The sequence below is a fragment of the Streptomyces sp. NPDC002324 genome (assembly GCF_053593335.1).
The window spans coordinates 90,305-109,236 of record NZ_JBSFCF010000032.1 but is presented as its reverse complement, the minus strand read 5'-3'; the positions used below and the strand labels follow the sequence as shown (position 1 = coordinate 109,236).

General features: G+C 72.2%; 15 protein-coding genes. 7 read left to right on the top strand and 8 right to left on the bottom strand.

Annotation, left to right across the window (positions count from 1 at the left end; all coding sequences use genetic code 11):
- Nucleotides 1-275: 275 nt before the first annotated feature.
- Nucleotides 276-728, bottom strand: coding sequence for an NUDIX hydrolase (locus tag ACWCRJ_RS32840; RefSeq protein ID WP_450942700.1), 453 nt, complete (start codon nucleotides 726-728; stop codon nucleotides 276-278).
- A 224-nt stretch (nucleotides 729-952) separates the two neighbouring features.
- On the opposite strand from ACWCRJ_RS32840, the gene ACWCRJ_RS32835 reads away from it, so the two are divergent.
- Complete coding sequence (locus ACWCRJ_RS32835; RefSeq protein ID WP_450942699.1) at nucleotides 953-4,273, top strand: S8 family serine peptidase; 3,321 nt, start codon at nucleotides 953-955, stop codon at nucleotides 4,271-4,273.
- A 72-nt stretch (nucleotides 4,274-4,345) separates the two neighbouring features.
- On the opposite strand, the gene ACWCRJ_RS32830 is transcribed toward ACWCRJ_RS32835, so the two are convergent.
- Together ACWCRJ_RS32830 and ACWCRJ_RS32825 are read right to left on the bottom strand one after the other, a co-directional pair.
- A complete protein-coding gene (locus ACWCRJ_RS32830) occupies nucleotides 4,346-5,416 on the bottom strand; it encodes a hypothetical protein (protein ID WP_450942698.1) in 1,071 nt (356 codons plus the stop codon).
- 1 nt (nucleotide 5,417) lies between these two features.
- Complete coding sequence (locus tag ACWCRJ_RS32825) at nucleotides 5,418-5,966, bottom strand: sigma-70 family RNA polymerase sigma factor (protein WP_450942697.1); 549 nt, start codon at nucleotides 5,964-5,966, stop codon at nucleotides 5,418-5,420.
- A gap of 357 nt (nucleotides 5,967-6,323) precedes the next feature.
- On the opposite strand from ACWCRJ_RS32825, the gene ACWCRJ_RS32820 reads away from it, so the two are divergent.
- Both ACWCRJ_RS32820 and pepN read left to right on the top strand, forming a co-directional pair.
- The gene (locus ACWCRJ_RS32820) at nucleotides 6,324-7,340 is read left to right on the top strand and encodes an aspartate-semialdehyde dehydrogenase (protein WP_450942696.1); all 1,017 of its coding nucleotides are present in this window, start codon (nucleotides 6,324-6,326) and stop codon (nucleotides 7,338-7,340) included.
- A gap of 171 nt (nucleotides 7,341-7,511) precedes the next feature.
- Nucleotides 7,512-10,094 (top strand): aminopeptidase N, encoded by a 2,583-nt coding sequence (gene pepN, locus ACWCRJ_RS32815; RefSeq protein ID WP_450942695.1) that lies wholly within the window; start codon nucleotides 7,512-7,514, stop codon nucleotides 10,092-10,094.
- An 80-nt stretch (nucleotides 10,095-10,174) separates the two neighbouring features.
- On the opposite strand, the gene ACWCRJ_RS32810 is transcribed toward pepN, so the two are convergent.
- A complete protein-coding gene (locus ACWCRJ_RS32810) occupies nucleotides 10,175-11,140 on the bottom strand; it encodes an EamA family transporter (protein WP_450942694.1) in 966 nt (321 codons plus the stop codon).
- 140 nt (nucleotides 11,141-11,280) lie between these two features.
- Here ACWCRJ_RS32810 and ACWCRJ_RS32805 point away from each other — a divergent pair, with 140 nt between their 5' ends.
- On the top strand, nucleotides 11,281-11,799 hold the full coding sequence (locus ACWCRJ_RS32805) for a MarR family winged helix-turn-helix transcriptional regulator (RefSeq protein WP_450942693.1): 519 nt from the start codon (nucleotides 11,281-11,283) through the stop codon (nucleotides 11,797-11,799).
- 93 nt (nucleotides 11,800-11,892) lie between these two features.
- On the opposite strand, the gene ACWCRJ_RS32800 is transcribed toward ACWCRJ_RS32805, so the two are convergent.
- The 3 genes from ACWCRJ_RS32800 to ACWCRJ_RS32790 all read right to left on the bottom strand — a co-directional run bounded on the left by ACWCRJ_RS32800 (nucleotide 11,893) and on the right by ACWCRJ_RS32790 (nucleotide 14,817).
- Complete coding sequence (locus tag ACWCRJ_RS32800; RefSeq protein ID WP_450942692.1) at nucleotides 11,893-12,150, bottom strand: hypothetical protein; 258 nt, start codon at nucleotides 12,148-12,150, stop codon at nucleotides 11,893-11,895.
- A 327-nt stretch (nucleotides 12,151-12,477) separates the two neighbouring features.
- Nucleotides 12,478-14,550 (bottom strand): 4-alpha-glucanotransferase, encoded by a 2,073-nt coding sequence (gene malQ, locus ACWCRJ_RS32795; protein WP_450942691.1) that lies wholly within the window; start codon nucleotides 14,548-14,550, stop codon nucleotides 12,478-12,480.
- A gap of 30 nt (nucleotides 14,551-14,580) precedes the next feature.
- On the bottom strand, nucleotides 14,581-14,817 hold the full coding sequence (locus ACWCRJ_RS32790) for a hypothetical protein (RefSeq protein WP_046915544.1): 237 nt from the start codon (nucleotides 14,815-14,817) through the stop codon (nucleotides 14,581-14,583).
- Between the two features lie 198 nt (nucleotides 14,818-15,015).
- Here ACWCRJ_RS32790 and ACWCRJ_RS32785 point away from each other — a divergent pair, with 198 nt between their 5' ends.
- From ACWCRJ_RS32785 to ACWCRJ_RS32775, 3 genes are read left to right on the top strand one after another with little or no spacing between them, the layout of a single operon-like run.
- The gene (locus ACWCRJ_RS32785) at nucleotides 15,016-15,549 is read left to right on the top strand and encodes a PadR family transcriptional regulator (protein ID WP_450942690.1); all 534 of its coding nucleotides are present in this window, start codon (nucleotides 15,016-15,018) and stop codon (nucleotides 15,547-15,549) included.
- Nucleotides 15,546-16,271: an ABC transporter ATP-binding protein gene (locus ACWCRJ_RS32780; RefSeq protein ID WP_450942689.1), complete on the top strand. Its 726-nt coding sequence runs from the start codon at nucleotides 15,546-15,548 to the stop codon at nucleotides 16,269-16,271. The genes ACWCRJ_RS32785 and ACWCRJ_RS32780 overlap by 4 nt, the downstream gene beginning before the upstream one ends.
- Nucleotides 16,268-17,623, top strand: a complete 1,356-nt coding sequence (locus ACWCRJ_RS32775) for an FtsX-like permease family protein (RefSeq protein ID WP_450942688.1) — start codon at nucleotides 16,268-16,270, stop codon at nucleotides 17,621-17,623. Before ACWCRJ_RS32780 ends, ACWCRJ_RS32775 begins: the two co-directional genes overlap by 4 nt.
- A gap of 135 nt (nucleotides 17,624-17,758) precedes the next feature.
- Here the strand turns inward: ACWCRJ_RS32775 and ACWCRJ_RS32770 are convergent, their stop codons facing one another.
- Nucleotides 17,759-18,862: a mechanosensitive ion channel family protein gene (locus ACWCRJ_RS32770; protein ID WP_450942687.1), complete on the bottom strand. Its 1,104-nt coding sequence runs from the start codon at nucleotides 18,860-18,862 to the stop codon at nucleotides 17,759-17,761.
- Between the last annotated feature and the right edge of the window lie 70 nt (nucleotides 18,863-18,932).

The window sequence follows — 18,932 nt, the reverse complement described above, 5'->3', positions numbered from 1 at the left end:
CGCGGTCTCCCCGAGTGCGAACGCGTCGGAAGTGGTCGCGGGGCCGCTCCGCGGTGGGGCCGGAGTGAGGTTCCCGCTCTTCCTCGAATGCTTGGCAGCGGGGGTGGCCTGGACGTTAACGACGTCGCAACGGACAGCGCCGATCACCGTACGTGGATCTACGGCGACGGTGCGCGTCACCGGGGGTTCCCGAATGTGAGCGGGAGTGAGGGACAGCGGTCACTCCTTGTTCATCTGCGGGGGTAGGGCACCTGTTTCACCGGGGTCCGGGGAAGTCACCGCGGCGACAGCCGGCCGTGCCCGGGGCGTTCCCTCCACAGGCGCAGGCCCACGTCCACCAGGCCCACCCTGTCCAGGTCCGGGATCTCGGTCAGGGGATGCCAGGCGGCCATGTCCGTGGAGCCGTTCGTCTCGTGGCGGAGGTCGCCGCCGGTGACGCGGGCCTCGTAGACGATGCGGAGGGCCTGGAAGTCGACGCGGGTGCCCAGTCGGCGGGGATCCTCGCGCCTGTCGGTGTCGATGCCGAGGAGGGTGGTGGGTTCGACCGCGTAGCCGGTCTCCTCGGCCACTTCGCGGACGACCGTGTCGTAGGGGTGCTCACCGTGGTCCATGCCGCCGCCCGGCAGGGTCCACCTCCGCACGCCCTCCCGGGAGACCCAGCGGGCCAGCAGCAGCTGCCCGTCGCGGACACACACGGCGTAGGCCGCCACCCTCAACTGCTCACGCATGCGCGCACGTTACCCACAATGTCCGCTCATGCGCGGCCATCGCACCCATGACGGGTTGAGGGTTAACCCCATGAAATGGATCCGTTGCGGTCAGCACTCCCCAAACATCTATCACTTTGGTAAGACTGGGCGATCAGCCGGGACCACATAACGGACCGGACCGATCCGAACCTGCCGCTCGGATCACCCATGCCCGTGCTCACTGAATTCCTTACCTACAAGGGATGTCGATGACCCTCACCCCCCAGCCCGGCCCCCGGCCGGGTTCGAGACGCGTGGCCCGCACAGCCGTGGCCGCTGGACTGGTCGCCGCGCTCTCCGCGGCCGGGCCGATACCCATGGCCTTCTCGGCGGACAACCCGTCCACCACCGTCCCGTCCGACGGCGGTGTCAAGTCCGCGCACGACAAGCTCGGCTCGAACGACGCCGACCTCCTCGCCGAGGCCAAGGCCGACGGCGACAAGAACGTCACGATGATGATCGCGACCGCCCCCGGCAAGACCGAGCAGGTCGCCGAGCAGCTGGACGCGGTCAAGGGCGGCTCCGTGGGCCGCACCTACGACAAGCTCGGCTACGTCCGCGCCACGGTCCCGACCAAGCGCGCCGACTCGGCCATCTCCGCCGCCGCGAAGCTCTCCTCCGTGCAGGGCATCGACCTGCGCCACGAGATCGTCCTCGACGACCCCTCGCCGGCCGCGGACACCGCGAAGGGCGCGAAGACGCAGGGCACGGTCGCCGAGACCTACCCCGGCCCGGACAAGAACACCCCCGCCAAGAACCCGTACAACCCGTCCTTCGAGACGGGCGCCGTGGACTTCGTGCGGAAGAACCCGACGGCCGACGGCCGGGGCATCACCATCGGCGTCCTGGACTCCGGCGTCGACCTCGCGCACCCGGCGCTGCAGAAGACGACCACCGGCGAGCGCAAGATCGTCGACTGGGTGACGTCCACCGACCCGATCGTCGACAACGACCTCAGCTGGCGTCCGATGACGAACTCGGTCTCCGGACCGACGTTCACCTACGGCGGCCGCACCTGGACCGCCCCCGCGGGCACCTACTCCGTCAACACCTTCCGCGAGTCCGCCACGGCGGGCGGCGACGCGGCGGGCGACGTGAACCGCGACGGCGACACCACCGACGCGTGGGGCGTGCTCTACGACGCGGCGGCCGGCACCGTCACCGTCGACGTCAACCAGAACTTCGACTTCCGCGACGACAAGCCGATGAAGCCGTACAAAAACGGCTACCAGATCGGCTACTTCGGCACCGACGACCCGGCGACCGACGTCGCCGAGCGTCAGCCGTTCGTCGTGGAGTACCGCAAGGACGTACCGATGGACCCCTTCGGGGGCGACTGGGTCGGCAAGAAGGCCGACTTCGTCAACATCGGCCTCATCTCCAGCGAGCACGGCACCCACGTCGCCGGCATCACCGCCGCGAACGGCCTGTTCGGCGGCAAGATGAACGGCGCCGCCCCCGGCGCGAAGATCGTCTCGTCCCGCGCCTGCGAGTTCGGCCCCGGCTGCACCAACGTGGCGCTCACCGAGGGCATGATCGATCTCGTCGTCAACCGCGGCGTCGACATCGTCAACATGTCCATCGGCGGCCTCCCGGCGCTGAACGACGGCAACAACGCGCGCGCCGAGCTGTACACGCGCCTCATCGACACCTACGGCGTCCAGCTGGTCATCTCGGCCGGCAACTCGGGCCCCGGCGCCAACACCATCGGCGACCCCGGTCTGGCCGACAAGGTGATCTCGGTCGGCGCGTCCATCTCCAAGGAGACCTGGGCCTCGAACTACGGCTCCGAGGTCGCCAAGGGCTACCAGCTGTTCAACTTCTCCTCGCGTGGCCCGCGCGAGGACGGCGGCTTCACCCCGACCCTGGTGGCCCCCGGCGCCGCGGTCAACACCGCCCAGACCTGGCTGCCCGGCTTCATCGCCCCCGAGGCGGGCTACACCCTGCCGGCCGGCTACCAGATGCTGAACGGCACCTCGATGGCCTCCCCGCAGGCGGCCGGCGCCTCCGCGCTGCTGCTCAGCGCCGCGAAGCAGAAGGGCATCGCCCTGCCGCCCGCGAAGCTGCGCACCGCGCTGACCTCGACCGCGGACCACATCCGCCGCGTGCAGGCGTACGCCGAGGGCGCGGGCCTGATGGACATCGAGGCCGCCTGGAAGTCGATCAAGGCGGGCGCCTCGGCGCACGAGTACACCGTCAAGGCCCCCGTCGACACGGCGATCGACTTCGCGCTGAAGACCCCGGGCTTCGGCACCGGCGTCTACGACCGCGAGGGCGGCCTGAAGGCCGGGCAGACGAAGACGTACGACGTCACCGTCACCCGCACCACCGGCGCCGACAAGGCCGTCGCGCACGACCTGCGCCTCAAGAACGACGAGAACGACGCGTTCTCGATCGTCGGCGGCGACACGGTCTCCCTGCCGCTGAACAAGCCGGTCACCGTGAAGATCGCCGCCACGCCCGAAGAGGCCGGCATCAGCAGCGTGATCCTGGAGGTCGACGACCCGAAGACCGTGGGCGTCGACAAGCAGATCCTCAACACGGTGGTCGTCTCCAAGCCGCTGAACTACACCCACTCGGTGAAGAGCACGGTCCAGCGCAACGCCTTCAAGTCGTACTTCGTCACCGTCCCCGAGGGCGCCAAGACCCTCGAGGTCGCGATCGGCGGGCTGAAGGACAAGAGCCAGACCCGGTTCATCGCCAACCACCCGTACGGTCTGGCGGTCGAGAGCACCAGCTCGCTGACCTGCTACAACAACTTCCAGGACGGCGGGGGCTGCAAGCCGGACGTGCGCTCGTACGCCAACCCGCAGCCCGGTGTCTGGGAGTTCGAGGTCGAGTCGCGCCGGACCTCCCCGCTGCTCGACAACCCCTTCAAGCTCGACTTCGCGATCTACGGGGCGACCTTCGACCCCGAGGTCGTCACCGTGCCCGAGGCCAAGGTCGGCACCCCGACCGCCGCCTCCTGGAAGGTGATCAACAAGCTCGCCCCGATCGAGGGCAAGCTGACGGGCGGCCCGCTCGGCTCGGCCAAGACCGACCGGCCGACCATCGCCACCGGTGCCACCCAGACCTCCACGGTCACGGTGCCCGCGGGCGCCAAGTCCCTGGACGTCTCCATCGGCGACACGGCCGACACGGGCGCCGACCTCGACCTGTACGTCTACGACGCCGCGGGCACCCAGGTCGGCAGCTCCGCGGACGGCGACTCCGAGGAGACCGTCTCCCTGCCGTCGCCGGCCGCCGGTACCTACACCATCGAGGTCGTCGGCTACGCCGTCCCGTCCGGGTCCACCGCGTACGACTACCGCGACGTGTTCTTCTCCTCCGCCCTCGGCGAGGTGAAGGTCGCGGGTGCCACCGTCAAGCTCGGCACGGGTCAGTCGACCACCGTCTCCGGTGACGTCGTCGCGGCCGCCCAGGCCCCGGCCGGCCGGGAGTTCTTCGGCCAGGTCCAGCTGGTCAACGCGCGCGGCACCGCCGCGGGCACCGGCAGCGTGCGGATCGAGAAGGTCACGCCGTAGCGCGCCGGTAGTGCGTGAGTGACGAAGGGGCGGGTGTCCACCAGGACACCCGCCCCTTCGGCGTTCAGCGGGTCACTCGCACGACAGCTTCTCCGATTCGGGCAGCGCCGCCTCCATCCAGGCCCGCTCGCGGGCGATCTGCGCCTCCTTCGTGGTCCAGACGTCCGGGTGGGCGCTGTCCTCGGGGATGCCCACGAGGACGTGGTCGCCCCGCTTCAGCCGGGGGTCGACGTCCTGGTCCATGGGGAAGACGATCCGCTCCCCGCCCTTGTCGGGCTTGATCCAGTGCTCCACCTCGACGGTGATGCGGTCCTGCGCGGCGCCGGGGACCGGTTCGACCTCGGTGACGGTGCCCTCGACGATGAAGCGGGCACAGGCGACGTACCCCTCCCGGCTGAGCGAGGCCGAGTCTCCGCCGCTGTCCTGCTTCTCGGCGTCGCCGTCGATCCGGCCCGCCGACTCCTCGGACACTCCCGAGTCGGCGGACGACTTCGTGTCCGCCGCGCCGCCGTCCTGCATGACGCCCCAGCCCACGCCGAGGACCACGGAGGCGACCGCCGCGGCGGCGAGGCTGCCGAAGGTGATCCTCAGGGCGCGCCGGGCACGGTCCGGCCGCGGCAGCAGGGGCGTCACCGACGCGGCGGAGGCCGGCGCGGTCCCGGACACCCGCCCGGGGTCCGTCCGGGCACCGGCCGCGTCCCCCGGCCGCGCGGCCGCCGGTCGCCCCGGCGGGGCCCCGGCCAGGGCGTCGTCGCCGGTCACCGCGAGCGCCTCGCCGATGATCCCCAGCTGCTCCCGCAGCAGCGCGACATCGGCGGCGGCCGTGTCCCGCGCCGCCATGAACTCCGCGTCCCGCAGCGCCTCTTCGGGCAGCGGATCGTCGAGGAGGGCGGCCATCAGCGCGTCCATACCGGCGTGGACGGGGCCGTCGTGACCGGTGTCGTCGTAACCCCGCGCCCCGTCGTGGCCGGTGTCGTCGTACGACCGGGCGCCCTCGTGTTCGTCGTCGGCGCGGCGCGCGCCGTCACCGCGGGCGAGGCCCTCGCCGGCCCCGTCCCCGCGAGCCACGCCGTCTCGCTCCACGCCGTCCCGCGCGACGTCCTCGTACTCGGCGTCGCGCCTGCTGTCGTCCCGGGCGGCCACGTCACACCACCTCGTCCTCGTGCAGGCGGGTGCGCAGGGCGCGGACCGCCGAGTGGAGCCTGCTCTTGACCGTGCCCTCGGGGATACCGAGTTCGTCGGCGATCCCGCGCACCGGCAGGTCGGCGTAGAAGCGCAGGACGAGGACCTGACGCAGGGCGTCGGGCAGCTCGTCCAGGCCTCGGGCGACGGCGAGCGAGAGCACGCTGGAGTCCTCCCCGGAGGGCAGCTCGTGCTGGCGCAGCGAGGCCAGGCGCTCCCCCAGACGCTCCTGGCGCCGCTTGGCGCGGTGCCAGTCCATCGCCAGGTTGGAGGCGACCACCGCCGCCCACGCGGACACGTCCCGCGGCGCCTCCTGGCCGTTCGCGGCCCGCTCCAGCAGCCGCAGCCGTACCTGCTGTACCCCGTCCAGCAGGTCCGACTGCGGCACACCGCCGAGCGCGAGCACCGCCCGCACCCGCCGCTCCTGGGCCTCGTCCAGCGGGTCGTGCGCCTCCCGGACGCTCGTGGCCTCCCGGACGCTCTCGACGTGGCGCGCCTTTCTGCGCAGCACAGTCCCCCCTCCCCTCCCGCGTTTCCCCTACGACGCCGCCCCGGGCCGAAACGTTCGGCGGGTTCGGCCCGGCTTTCCCGGCGGAGCGCAGAGGCGTACGTCACACCTTCGCGTGCGCCCGGATGCCGTGGGCAGGGTCGGGGCAGCACAGCTTGCGGTACGGGGCCACCGTAGGGCGAATTTCTCCAGCTCAGCAGGGGTGGCGGCCAAAGAAGCGGTCCCGGTGGCAGGGTCTGTCGCGTCCCGTCCGTCGGACCAGCCGATCAATCGATTGGACAGGCGGGCCCGGCCTGACCGCATGATGGAAAGGCCTCGGTCATGCCGCAGACACACCAGAGCCATGTAGAAGGAGTCGCCGTGAGGGTCGGAATCGTCGGAGCCACCGGTCAGGTCGGCACGGTCATGCGCAGGATCCTCAAGGACCGCGACTTCCCGACGAGCGAGCTGCGCCTGTTCGCGTCCGCCCGCTCGGCCGGTTCGGTCGTCGACGGCGTGACGGTCGAGGACGCGGCGACGGCCGACTACTCCGGCCTCGACATCGTCCTGTTCTCCGCGGGCGGCGCGACCTCGAAGGCGCTGGCCGAGAAGGTGGCCTCGCAGGGCGCTGTCGTGATCGACAACTCCTCCGCGTGGCGCCGCGACCCCGAGGTACCGCTGGTCGTCTCCGAGGTGAACCCGCACGCGATCGCCGACCGCCCCAAGGGCATCATCGCCAACCCGAACTGCACGACGATGGCCGCGATGCCGGTCCTGCGTCCGCTGCACGAAGAGGCGGGTCTCGAAGCCCTCGTCGTCGCCACCTACCAGGCGGTGTCCGGCTCCGGCGTGGCGGGCGTCGCCGAGCTGCACGGCCAGGTCCAGAAGGTCGTCGGGGACGCGGACAAGCTGACGCACGACGGCTCCGCGGTCGACTTCCCCGAGCCGGGCGTCTACCAGCGGCCCATCGCCTTCAACGTCGTCCCCCTCGCCGGCTCGATCGTCGACGACGGTCTGCACGAGACGGACGAGGAGCAGAAGCTCCGCCACGAGTCCCGCAAGATCCTGGAGATCCCCGGCCTCAAGGTCTCCGGCACCTGCGTCCGCGTCCCGGTCTTCTCCGGCCACTCCCTCCAGGTGAACGCCCGCTTCGCGCGCCCGATCACGGTGGAGCGCGCGACGGAGCTGCTGGCCGGCGCCCCCGGCGTCGCCCTCTCCGAGATCCCGACCCCCCTCCAGGCCGCCGGCCAGGACCCGTCCTTCGTGGGCCGCATCCGCGCCGACGAGACGGTGGACAACGGCCTCGCCCTCTTCGTCTCCAACGACAACCTCCGCAAGGGCGCCGCGCTGAACGCGGTGCAGATCGCGGAGCTGGTGGCGGCGGAGCTAAGCGAGTAGCCGGGCGGCACGCGAGGAAGGGGCGCCCACCGGACGGCGGTGGGCGCCCCTTCGCGTGTTCGGAGGATTCGGGGGGAGCGGGCACAGGTGTCCTCGCGGGAATCGGCATCCGTGCGAGGACACCGGTCATGGAAGGATGGCGCAACCCACACATACCGAGGAGATGACCGCGTGCCTGGCACAAACCTGACCCGCGACGAGGCTCAGCAGCGGGCGGCGCTGCTCACCGTCGACTCGTACGAGATCGATCTCGACCTCTCCGGCGCGCAGAGCGGGGGAGGCACCTACCGGTCCGTGACCACCGTGCGCTTCGACGTCACGGAGAGCGGCACGACGTCCTTCATCGACCTGGTGGCCCCGACCGTCCACGAGGTGACCCTCAACGGCGACGCGCTGGACCCGGCGGAGGTCTTCGCGGACTCCCGGATCGCGCTTCCCGGCCTGCTCCAGGGCCGCAACATCCTGCGGGTCGTGGCCGACGCCGCGTACACCAACACGGGCGAGGGCCTGCACCGGTTCGTGGACCCGGTCGACGACCAGGCGTACCTGTACACGCAGTTCGAGGTCCCCGACGCCCGCCGTGTCTTCGCGAGCTTCGAACAGCCGGACCTGAAGGCCACGTTCCAGTTCACCGTGAAGGCCCCGACGGGCTGGACCGTCATCTCGAACTCGCCGACTCCGGAGCCCAAGGACGACGTCTGGGTCTTCGAGCCGACGCCCCGGATCTCCACGTACATCACGGCGCTCATCGTCGGCCCGTACCACTCGGTGCACAGCGTGTACGAGAAGGACGGGCAGAGCGTGCCGCTCGGCATCTACTGCCGGCCGTCCCTCGCCGAGCACCTGGACTCCGACGCGATCTTCGAGGTCACCCGGCAGGGCTTCGAGTGGTTCCAGGAGAAGTTCGACTACGCGTACCCGTTCCAGAAGTACGACCAGCTGTTCGTGCCGGAGTTCAACGCGGGCGCGATGGAGAACGCGGGCGCGGTGACCATCCGCGACCAGTACGTCTTCCGCTCGAAGGTGACGGACGCGGCGTACGAGGTCCGCGCCGAGACCATCCTCCACGAGCTGGCCCACATGTGGTTCGGCGACCTGGTGACGATGGAGTGGTGGAACGACCTGTGGCTGAACGAGTCGTTCGCCACCTACACCTCGATCGCCTGCCAGGCCGACGCCCCCGGCTCGCGCTGGCCGCACTCGTGGACCACGTTCGCCAACTCCATGAAGACCTGGGCGTACCGGCAGGACCAGCTGCCGTCCACGCACCCGATCATGGCGGAGATCCGCGACCTGGAGGACGTGCTCGTCAACTTCGACGGCATCACCTACGCGAAGGGCGCCTCCGTCCTGAAGCAGCTTGTCGCGTACGTCGGGCAGGACGAGTTCTTCCGGGGCGTGCAGGCCTACTTCAAGGCGCACGCGTACGGCAACACGCGCCTGTCCGACCTGCTGGGCTCCCTGGAGAAGACCTCCGGCCGCGATCTGAAGGCCTGGTCGAAGGCGTGGCTGGAGACGGCGGGCATCAACGTCCTGCGCCCCGAGATCGAGACGGACGAGCACGGGGTCATCACCGCGTTCGCGATCCGCCAGGAGGCCCCGGCGCTGCCCGCGGGTGCGAAGGGCGAGCCGACGCTGCGTCCGCACCGCATCGCGGTCGGCCTGTACGAACTCGACGACGACAGCGGCAAGCTGATCCGTGACGAGCGCGTCGAGCTGGACGTCGACGGTGAACTGACCGCCGTGCCCCAGCTGGTGGGCCGCCGCCGCCCGGCCGTGGTCCTCCTCAACGACGACGACCTGTCGTACGCGAAGGTCCGCCTCGACGAGCGGTCGCTCGCGTTCGTCACCGAGCACCTCGGCGACTTCGAGGCCTCCCTGCCCCGCGCGCTGTGCTGGGCCTCGGCCTGGGACATGACACGTGACGCGGAGCTGGCGACCCGGGACTACCTGTCGCTCGTCCTGTCGGGCATCGGCAAGGAGTCCGACATCGGTGTCGTCCAGTCGCTGCACCGCCAGGTGAAGCTGGCGATCGAGCTGTACGCCGACCCGACGGCCCGCGAGGCGTTGCTGACCCGCTGGACGGACGCCACGCTCGCGCATCTGCGTGCCGCGGCCGCCGGCTCCGACCACCAGCTGGCCTGGGCCCGCGCGTTCGCCGCGACCGCCCGGACGCCCGAGCAGCTGGACCTGCTGGAGGCACTGCTGGAGGGCACGCAGACGATCGAGGGCCTGGCCGTCGACACCGAGCTGCGCTGGTCCCTCGTACAGCGGCTCGCGACGGTGGGCCGCTACGACGAGGCGGAGATCGCCGGCGAGTACGAGCGCGACCGGACCGCCGCCGGTGAGCGCCACGCGGCCACCGCCCGCGCCTCGCGTCCGACCGCCGAGGCCAAGGCCGAGGCCTGGTCGCAGGTCATCGAGTCGGACAAGCTCCCCAACGCGCTGCAGGAAGCGGTGATCGGCGGCTTCGTCCAGACCGACCAGCGCGACCTCCTCGCCGCCTACACCGACCCGTACTTCGAGGTGGTGAAGGACATCTGGGAGTCCCGCTCGCACGAGATCGCCCAGCAGATCGCGATCGGCCTCTACCCGACGGTCCAGGTATCGGCCGACACCCTGCACAAGACGGACGCGTGGCTGACCGCCGCCGAGCCCAACGCGGCCCTGCGCCGCCTGATCTCGGAGTCCCGCTCGGGCGTGGAGCGAGCGCTGCGGGCCCAGGCCGCGGACGCGGCGGCTGCCACGGAGTAGCGGCCGCCGCGAGCAACGACCACCGCTCGTACGACGACGGGGGCGCCCGGTGAGAGATCACCGGGCGCCCCCGTCGTTCGTCAGCGGCCGGGGCGGCTGACGAGCGGGGCCCGAGACTCGCCGCCGTGCCGCGGCCGAGGCATGTGCCGTGCCCCGTCGGCCGGCGTCGGCGTGCGGGGCCGGAGCTGGCCGGCGATCGTCGCGCCGAAGGCGATGGCCATGCCGAGCAGTTGGAGGGGGCCGAGGGACTGGCCGAGGGCTGCCCAGCCGACGACGGCGGCGGTGAGGGGGGACAGCGGACCGAGGAAGGTGACCTGGGTGGCGGAGAGGCGGCCGATGCCCCGGAACCAGAGCCAGTAGGAGACGGCGGTGTTGCCCAGCATGAGGTAGAGGTAGCCGCCGATCGCCGGGCCGTCCAGGGCCGGGGGCGCGCCCTCGACCAGCAGGGCGAGCGGGGCGATCAGGAGGCCGCCCGCGGTCAGCTGCCAGCCGGTGAGGGCGAGGGGGGTGACGCCGGCCGGGCGCCCCCACCGCTTGGTGAGGACCGTGCCGGTGGACATGGAGGCGGTGGAGGCGAGCGCCGCGAGCAGTCCGACCGGGTCCAGCGCGCCCGCCGCCTTCAGGACGACCAGACTGACGCCGAGGGCCGCGGCGATGCCGGTGAGCAGCGTGCGTACGGTCGGCCGGTCACCCAGCAGCAGGGCCGCCAGTCCCGCGACGAACAGCGGCCCGGCCGAGCCGACCACCGCCGCCATACCGCCCGGCAGCCGGTACGCGGAGAGGAAGAGCAGCGGGAAGAAGGCGCCGATGTTCAGCGCGCCCAGCACCGTGGCCTTCCACCACCAGACCCCGCGCGGCAGCGTGCGCGAGATCGCCAGGAGCAGCAGCCCCGCCGGGAGCGCCCGCACCAGGCCGGTGAACAGGGGGCGGTCGGCCGGCAGGAACTCCGTCGTCACGGCGTAGGTGGTGCCCCAGGAGAGGGGGGCGAGCGCGGTCAGGGCGATGAGGGGAAGACGACGGGCGGTGTGCGCGGTGTGCGCGGTCATGGGACGCGTCCTTCGCGGCGGGGAGGGCGGCTCGGTCGGTAGGCACTCGAAGTAGCTTGCTTGCAATTAGCTTAGCGCTAAGCCACTTTCCGTCAAGCTACTTTCTTGCGGCCGACCCATCGGCATCCGATACTCACCCCATGAACGCGCGCCCCGAGCCCGACAGGCCCCTTCGCGACCCCGTCGACACGATCGTCGACCAGTGGGCCGTGGCCCGGCCCGACCTGGACACCACCGCGATGGAGGTGTTCGGCCGCGTCTACCGGCTCTCGCGGGCGCTGGGAGACCGGATGGAGAAGGCGTACGCGCGGTTCGGGATCTCACGCGGCGAGTTCGACGTGCTCGCGACCCTGCGGCGGTCCGGGGAGCCGTACACCCTCTCGCCCCGTCAGCTCTCGGCCACCCTCATGCTCACCACCGGCGGGATGACCGGCCGGCTGGACAAGCTCGAACGCGCGCACCTGCTCCGCCGCTCCCCCGACCCGCACGACCGCCGGGCCCTTCAGGTCACCCTCACCGACGAGGGGCTGCGCCTGATCGACGAGGCGGTCGTGGCGGGCCTGGCCGTGCAGACCGAGGCGCTCGCCGCCCTGGACGACGAACAGGCCGGCCAACTGGCCGGCCTGCTGCGGTTGCTGGTGGTGGGTACGGGGTCATGAGGGAACGCGTCGAGGGCACCCCCGGCGCGCGGGTGTGCGCGTGCGCCGGGGGTGCCCTCGATGGAACGTCTCAGCGAGGTGGAGCGGAGGTGGTCAGGCCTTCGCCTTGGCCTTGGCCTTCGGCTGACGGTCCGTCGATCCGTCCAGGACCCACACGAGGCCGGCGATCACCGCGAACAGGGCGAGCGGCGCCACCACGAAGAGGCCGAGCGTCTCGATCACGCTGAGGCCCGGGCCCGGGTCGTCGCCGTCGTCGGGCGTCAGCGCGAGGGCGGGGGACGACATGAGCAGCATCATCAGCGTCGTACCGGCAGCCAGGGCGCCGGCGCGCAGGGCGTTCTTCTTGTCCACGCGCTAAAGGTAACGAACGTGCGGGGGGTCCGCTCGGGCGGGGGGCGCCTTTCGGAGGGCGGGGGGCGCCTGAGGGGGTGGGGGCGCGGGTTTCGTCGGCGGGTGCGGCTTCGGTGGGGGCTGGTCGCGCGGTTCCCCGCGCCCCTGAAAAGCAGGGGCTGCGCCCCCTGCTTTTCAGGCCCGCAGGACCGTCGGCTTTCAGGCCCGCAGGGCCTGGAGCTTTTAGGGGCGCGGGGAACTGCGCGAGAAGCCCCACCGGACCCGCGCCCGCCCACGAACAGGAACCCCCCCCCACCCCCTAGGCGCCCCCCGCCCCCAGGAACGCCGCTACGACACCCCCCGCACCACGTCCACCAGCGCGTACAGACGAGGTGACGCCGCCAGATCCTCCAGCGTCGCCGGACGGCCCTCCGCGTCGGCGATCGGCAGACGCCAGTTCGGATACTGATCCCACGTACCGGGCAGGTTCTGCGGACGGCGGTCTCCGAGCGCGTCGGGGAGCCAGAGCCCGATCATGCGGGCGGGTGTCCGCAGAAGGAACCGGTGGACGGCCTGGATCCGCTCCTCCTCGGACGTCGTGGAGATGCCCCCGCCGGCGCCGTTCAGCAGACCCAGCCTGGCCAGGAGGGCCAGCCATTCGCCCGCGTCGGCGGCGGCCTCCGCCCGCTCCTCCTCCAGGGACCGCGTGAGCAGACCCAGGCCGTGGCGCAGGTCGACGTGGTCGCAGGTCAGCCGCGAGGCGGTGGGCGGGAGGTCGTGCGTGGTGGCGGTGGCGAGACAGTTCGCGCGCCAGCGCTCGGGCGGCAGGGGCCGGCCCGTGCCCTCCCAGTCGCGTTCGAACCACAGGACGGACGTGCCCAGCACCCCACGCGCGTCGAGGGCCTCGCGCACACCCGGCTCGACCGTGCCGAGATCCTCGCCGATCACCAGGGCGCCGGCCCGCGACGCCTCCAGGACCAGGATCGCGAGCATGGCGTCGGCGTCGTAGCGGACGTACGTGCCCTCGGTCGGGGCCTGGCCCTGCGGTACCCACCAGAGGCGGAACAGGCCCATGACGTGGTCGATGCGGAGGGCGCCCGCGTGGCGGAGGAGGGCGCGCAGGAGGTGGCGGTAGGGGGCGTAGCCGGACTCGGCGAGGCGGTCCGGGCGCCAGGGCGGCAGACCCCAGTCCTGGCCGCGGGAGTTGAAGGCGTCGGGGGGCGCGCCGACGGACATGCCGGAGGCGAAGTACTCCTGCTGGGCCCAGGCGTCGGCGCCGCCGGGGTGTACGCCGACGGCCAGGTCGTGCACCAGACCGATCGGCATGCCGGCGTCGCGCGCGGAGCGTTGGGCGGTGCCGAGCTGGGCGTCGGTCAGCCAGGCCAGCCGGGTGTGGAAGTCGACGCGGTCCATCAGTTCCCCGCGTGCGCGGGCGGTCTCGGCGGAGCGTGGGTCGCGCAGGCCGGCCGGCCAGCGCGACCAGTCGGAGCCGTGGACCTCGGCGAGCGCGCACCAGGTGGCGTGGTCCTCCAGCGCCTCGCCCTCCTCGGCGAGGAAGTCCCAGTAGGCGGCCCGCCGCCCGGGGCCGAGCGGGACGGCGCGTACCAGGTCCAGGGCCTCGCGTTTGAGGGCCCACACCGCGTCCCGGTCGATCAGCTCGCCCTTGGCCAGGACGGATTCCCGCAGCCGCACGGCCCGCTCCAGCAGCCCGCCGACGCGGTCGCGCCCCTCGGGGGAGGCGAGGGCGTAGGGGTACTCCGGTACGTCCTCCACCCGCAGGTGGACCGGGTCGGGGTAGCGGCGGGAGGAGGGGCGGTACGGGGAGGGGTCGGTGGGGGCGCCGGGGACCGCCGCGTGCAGCGGGTTGACCTGGACGAATCCGGCGCCGAGGGCGCGGCCCGCCCAGGCGGTGAGTTCGGCGAGGTCGCCGAGGTCGCCCATGCCCCAGCTGCGCTGCGAGAGGAGGGAGTAGAGCTGGACGAGGAGGCCGTACGTGCGGCCGGGCGGGGCGGGCAGCCGGGCCGGGGCCACCACGAGGTGGGCGTCGGCGGTGCGCCCGTCGGGAGCGGTGGCGCGCAGGGCGTGCACGCCCGGGGGCAGTTTCTCGATGCCGGAGCGGAGTTCGCCCTGCTCGGTCTCGATACGCAGCCGGGTGCCGTCCGGGAGGGCGGTCAGCGCGGCCGGGGGCTCGCCGTCGGCCCAGTGGACGACGGTCGGCGGCAGCAGCCGTTCGCCGAGACTCCGTTCGCGGGCCGCGAGGGCGGCGGCGACGGACTCGGGGGTGCTCGCGTCGACGTCCAGCGCGGCGAGAGCGGCCACGACCGCGCCGTCCGAGGCGGCGACCGTGTGGTCCGGGGAGGGGCTGTAGGAGGTGGCGACGCCGCACAGGGCGGCGAGCCGGGCCAGCGGGGTCTCGGCCATCGGGCTCGAACCCCCTGGGTCTTCGTGCATCTAGACCCCCGATGCGGCGCCGTGGGACGTGGGTTCACTGGTGAGGGGGGCCGCGTCGGTGAGAGGCGGCTCGCTGGTGAGGGGTTCGGCGTCCGGGAGCGGGGGCTCACTGGTGAGCGGGACGTCGGCGCAGGGCCCCTCGGCACTGAAGACACAGACGTGGGGTTCGTGGAGCTCGAAGGGCTCCGGCGTGCGTTTGGAGCGGACGGGGGCCGGAAGATGAGCCGGTGCGGCCACGGGGGTCTCCTAGTCGTCGTACGGCGATGGGGTGCGGGTCCGGGGTACTCCAGCCCTACCCAGCGGGCGGCGTCGCAGACGTGGGTGGGGGGACATCGTGGTTCTGATCACTTTCGCGCCGGTGCTCCTCCCCCGGCTCACCCAGCCCCTCCCGCTCACTATTCACTCAGTATATGTACTCGATGTATAGTGATCACCATGAGCACCCGTCACATCCTGTTGGGCCTGCTCGCCGGTGGGCCGAGCCATGGCTACGACCTCAAGCGACGGCACGACGAACGCTTCCCGCAGGCCCGCCCGCTGGCCTACGGCCAGGTCTACACGACCCTGCAGCGGCTGGTCCGCGACGGACTCGCCGAGATCGACGGCACCGAGGCGGACAGCGGTCCGGAGCGGACGATGTACCGCTCGACGGACAAGGGGGCCCGCGAACTGACCGAGTGGGCCGGGGAGATCACCGCGCCCGCGCCGTTCGTGACGAACGAGATCTTCGCCAAGCTCGTCGTCTCGATCCTCGCCGGGGGCGACCCGGCCGGCTACCTGAGGGCGCAGCGCACCGCGCACATGGCGCGGATGCGGGAGCTGACCGCCGTGAAGACCGCGCCGGGAGCCGATCTCGCGACGGTGCTCGGGGCCGACTTCGCCCTCAACCATCTCGACGCCGATCTCCGCTGGATGAACACCACCGCGGCCCGGCTGACCACCCTGACCGCGGAGGTCGACGCAGCGTGAACGAACAGAACCCCCACGACAACTCCGGCCCCGGGCCGCTGCTCACGGCCCGGGGTCTCGCCAGGCGGCACGGCAGGACACAGGCGCTGCGCGGCGCCTCGGTGGAGCTGCGCGAGGGAGAGATCCTCGCCGTCACCGGGGCCAGCGGCAGCGGCAAGTCCACCCTGCTGCACTGCCTCGCGGGCATCGTCCGGCCGGACGAGGGCTCGGTGACGTACGCGGGCAGGCGGCTCGACCGGCTCCCGGAGAAGGAACTGAGCGAACTGCGCCGGACGGACTTCGGAATCGTCTTCCAGTTCGGGCAGCTGATACCCGAACTGACGGCCGTCGACAACGTCGCGCTGCCGCTGCTGCTGGCCGGCGCGGCCCGCCAGGAGGCGCGGGAGCGGGCCGGTGAGTGGCTGGAGCGCTTCGGCGTGCGCGGGCAGGAGGAACAGCGGCCCGGTGAGATGAGCGGCGGCCAGGCGCAGCGGGTGTCACTGGCGCGGGCTCTGGTGACCGCGCCGAAGGTGGTGTTCGCGGACGAACCGACCGGGGCGCTGGACTCACTGGCGAGCGAGCAGGTGATGGCGTCGCTGACGCACGCGGCCCGGGAGTCCGGTACGGCGGTGCTGCTGATCACCCATGACGCGCAGACGGCGGCGTACGCGGATCGGGAGGTCGTGTTGCAGGACGGTGTCGTGGTGGCGGAGGCGGACGCCGCGCTGGAGGTGACGCGGTGAGGGCGCTGACGAACGACTTCCGGTTGGCAGTCCTGCTGACCCGGGGCGCCGACCGGCGCGAGCGGTGGCGGATGACCCTGACAGCCCTCGGAGCGGCCCTGGCCACCGGATTCGCCATGTCGGCGGCAGCGCTGGCCTCGTTGGAAGGCCAGTACTCCGTCCAGTACGGCAACGGTCTGCTGAACCACCCCGGCGAACGCTCCGGGGTGATCGTCACCCTTCTGCTCCTGTTGGTCCCGGTGCTCGGGTTCCTCGGCCAGTCCACCCGCGTGGGCGCCGTGCACCGCGACCGGCGGATGGCCGGGCTGCGGCTGGCCGGGGCGTCGGCGGCCCAGGTGCGCAGGATCGCGGCGCTGGAGACGGCCGTGGCCTGTCTCGTCGGTTCCCTGGTCGTGACGGTCTTCTTCGTGCTGTTCCTGCTGACCACGTGGACCCCGCCCGCCCTGGCCTGGGTCGGTGTCGTCCTGGTGGCACTCGGGGTGCCTGTGCTCGGCGTGGTGGCGAGCGCGCTGGCACTGCGCCGGGTGGTGGCCTCGCCGCTGGGCTGGGTGCGCCGGGTGCGGCCGAGCACCGGCCGGGGGCCCGGGTGGGTGTTCCTGGGTGCGGTGGCCCTGGTGATGCTCGGGGGGCTGCTCTTCGTCGCCAACACCAACCGCGACATGCCCGGCAAGACCGGCCACGGTCCGCTGATCGTGGCCGGCGCACTGCTCGCGGTGGGCGCGGGCGCGGTGTGGCTCTCGGGCACGGTCTCGGCGTTCGTAGGCCGGCTGCTCGCCGCGCGCGCCGGGAGCCCGGCGGTACTGATCGCCGCCGAGCGGCTGCGTGACGACCCGTGGGCCTCGGCCCGCACCCACGCGGCCGTTCTCATGGGGACCGTCGCGGGCAGCGGGTTCATCGGGGTCCGGCAGGCGCTGCTCGCAGAGGTGTACAGCACCAGGTACCTCGCCGAGGAGGCGTCCTTCTATGTCACCGGTGTGAACCTGGCCGCCGCCGCGATCCTCGTCGGTTTCGCCGTCACCCTGTGCGGCCTGGCGGTCGGCACCGCCGAGTCGCTGGCCACCCGCCGCCGGGGCCTCGCCGCGCAGGTCGCCGCCGGAGTTCCGTACGAGGTACTGCGCCGTGCGCTGCTGCTGGAGACCGCCCTGCCGCTCGCTCCGTCGGTGCTGGTCGCCGGCCTCGGTGGCACGGCGATCGCCGTCGGGTACGCCACGGCGTTCGGCGACGGCCTGGTCATCCCCTACGGCGCGCTCCTGGTGCCCCTCGCGGCCTACGGCACCTGCCTCCTCGCGGCGGCCACGGCCCTCCCCCTGCTGCGCCGCACGGTCCGCCCCGCGGAGCTGCGGTTCGCGTAGGGGCCCGAGGCCGCGGCGGCCCGGGGGACACGGGGGTGCTCCCGGCCGCCGGACGACGCCGGACACAGCGGTGGGGGCGCCCGGACATTCCCGGGCGCCCCCACCGCAGCGCACCACCACGAACGCGCCCTCGCGCTACTTCGGTACCCCCGAGGGCGTGATCGGCGTCGCCCGCTCCGACTGGGGCGAGGTCGTGCTGGAGTAGACGGACGGGGCCGCCACGCCGGCGGCCGGGTCGGCGTCCGGGTTGTCGGCGGCGAGGGCCTGGGTGCCGCCGACGATGGGGATGTCGGCGGCGTCGAAGGCCTTCTTGATGCGCCAGCGCAGTTCACGCTCGACGGTGAGGGCCTTGCCGGGCATGGTCTTGGCGGAGACGCGGACGACCATCGACTCCAGGAGCACGTCGTCGAGGCCGAGCACCTCGATGGGGCCCCACAGAAGCTCGTTCCAGGGCTCCTCCTTGCTCATCGCCTCGCCGACCTCCATCAGCGTGCGGCGGACCTTGTCGAGGTCCTCGTCGTAACGGACGATGACGTCGACGCCGGCCGTGGCCCAGCCCTGGGAGAGGTTGCCGATGCGCTTGACCTCGCCGTTGCGGACGTACCAGATCTCGCCGTTGTCGCCGCGCAGCTTGGTGACGCGCAGGCCGACCTCGATCACCTCGCCGGAGGCGACGCCCGCGTCGACGGTGTCCCCGACGCCGTACTGGTCCTCCAGGATCATGAAGACGCCGGAGAGGAAGTCCGTGACCAGGTTGCGGGCGCCGAAACCGATGGCGACGCCCGCGACACCGGCGGAGGCCAGCAGCGGGGCGAGGTTGATCTCGAAGGTGGCGAGGACCATCAGGGCGGCGGTGCCCAGGATGAGGAAGGACGCCACCGAGCGCAGCACCGAGCCGATGGCCTGGGAGCGCTGGCGGCGGCGCTCCACGTTGACCAGCAGCCCGCCGAGCGTGCCGCCCTCGACGCCCGGCACGGAGCGGTTCATCCGGTCTATGAGCTTGGTGATCGCCCGCCGGACGAACACTCTCAGCACCGCCGCTATCACCACGATCAGCAGGACGCGGAGACCGATCGCCAGCCATGTGGACCAGTTCTCCTCCACCCAGCTGGCGGCGTTGGTCGCGCTCTCCTGGGCGTCCTCCAGCGACGGCACCGCGGGGGTCGTCGACGTCTCCGAGGGGGACGGCGACGGCGTGGCGGCGGCCAGTAGGAGGGGCAGGGAAGAAACGGACGACACGGCGGATACCTCCAGGTGCTCTATCTGCCCTCCGGTACGGCGGTCAAGATCCGTCAGATCACGGATGGGT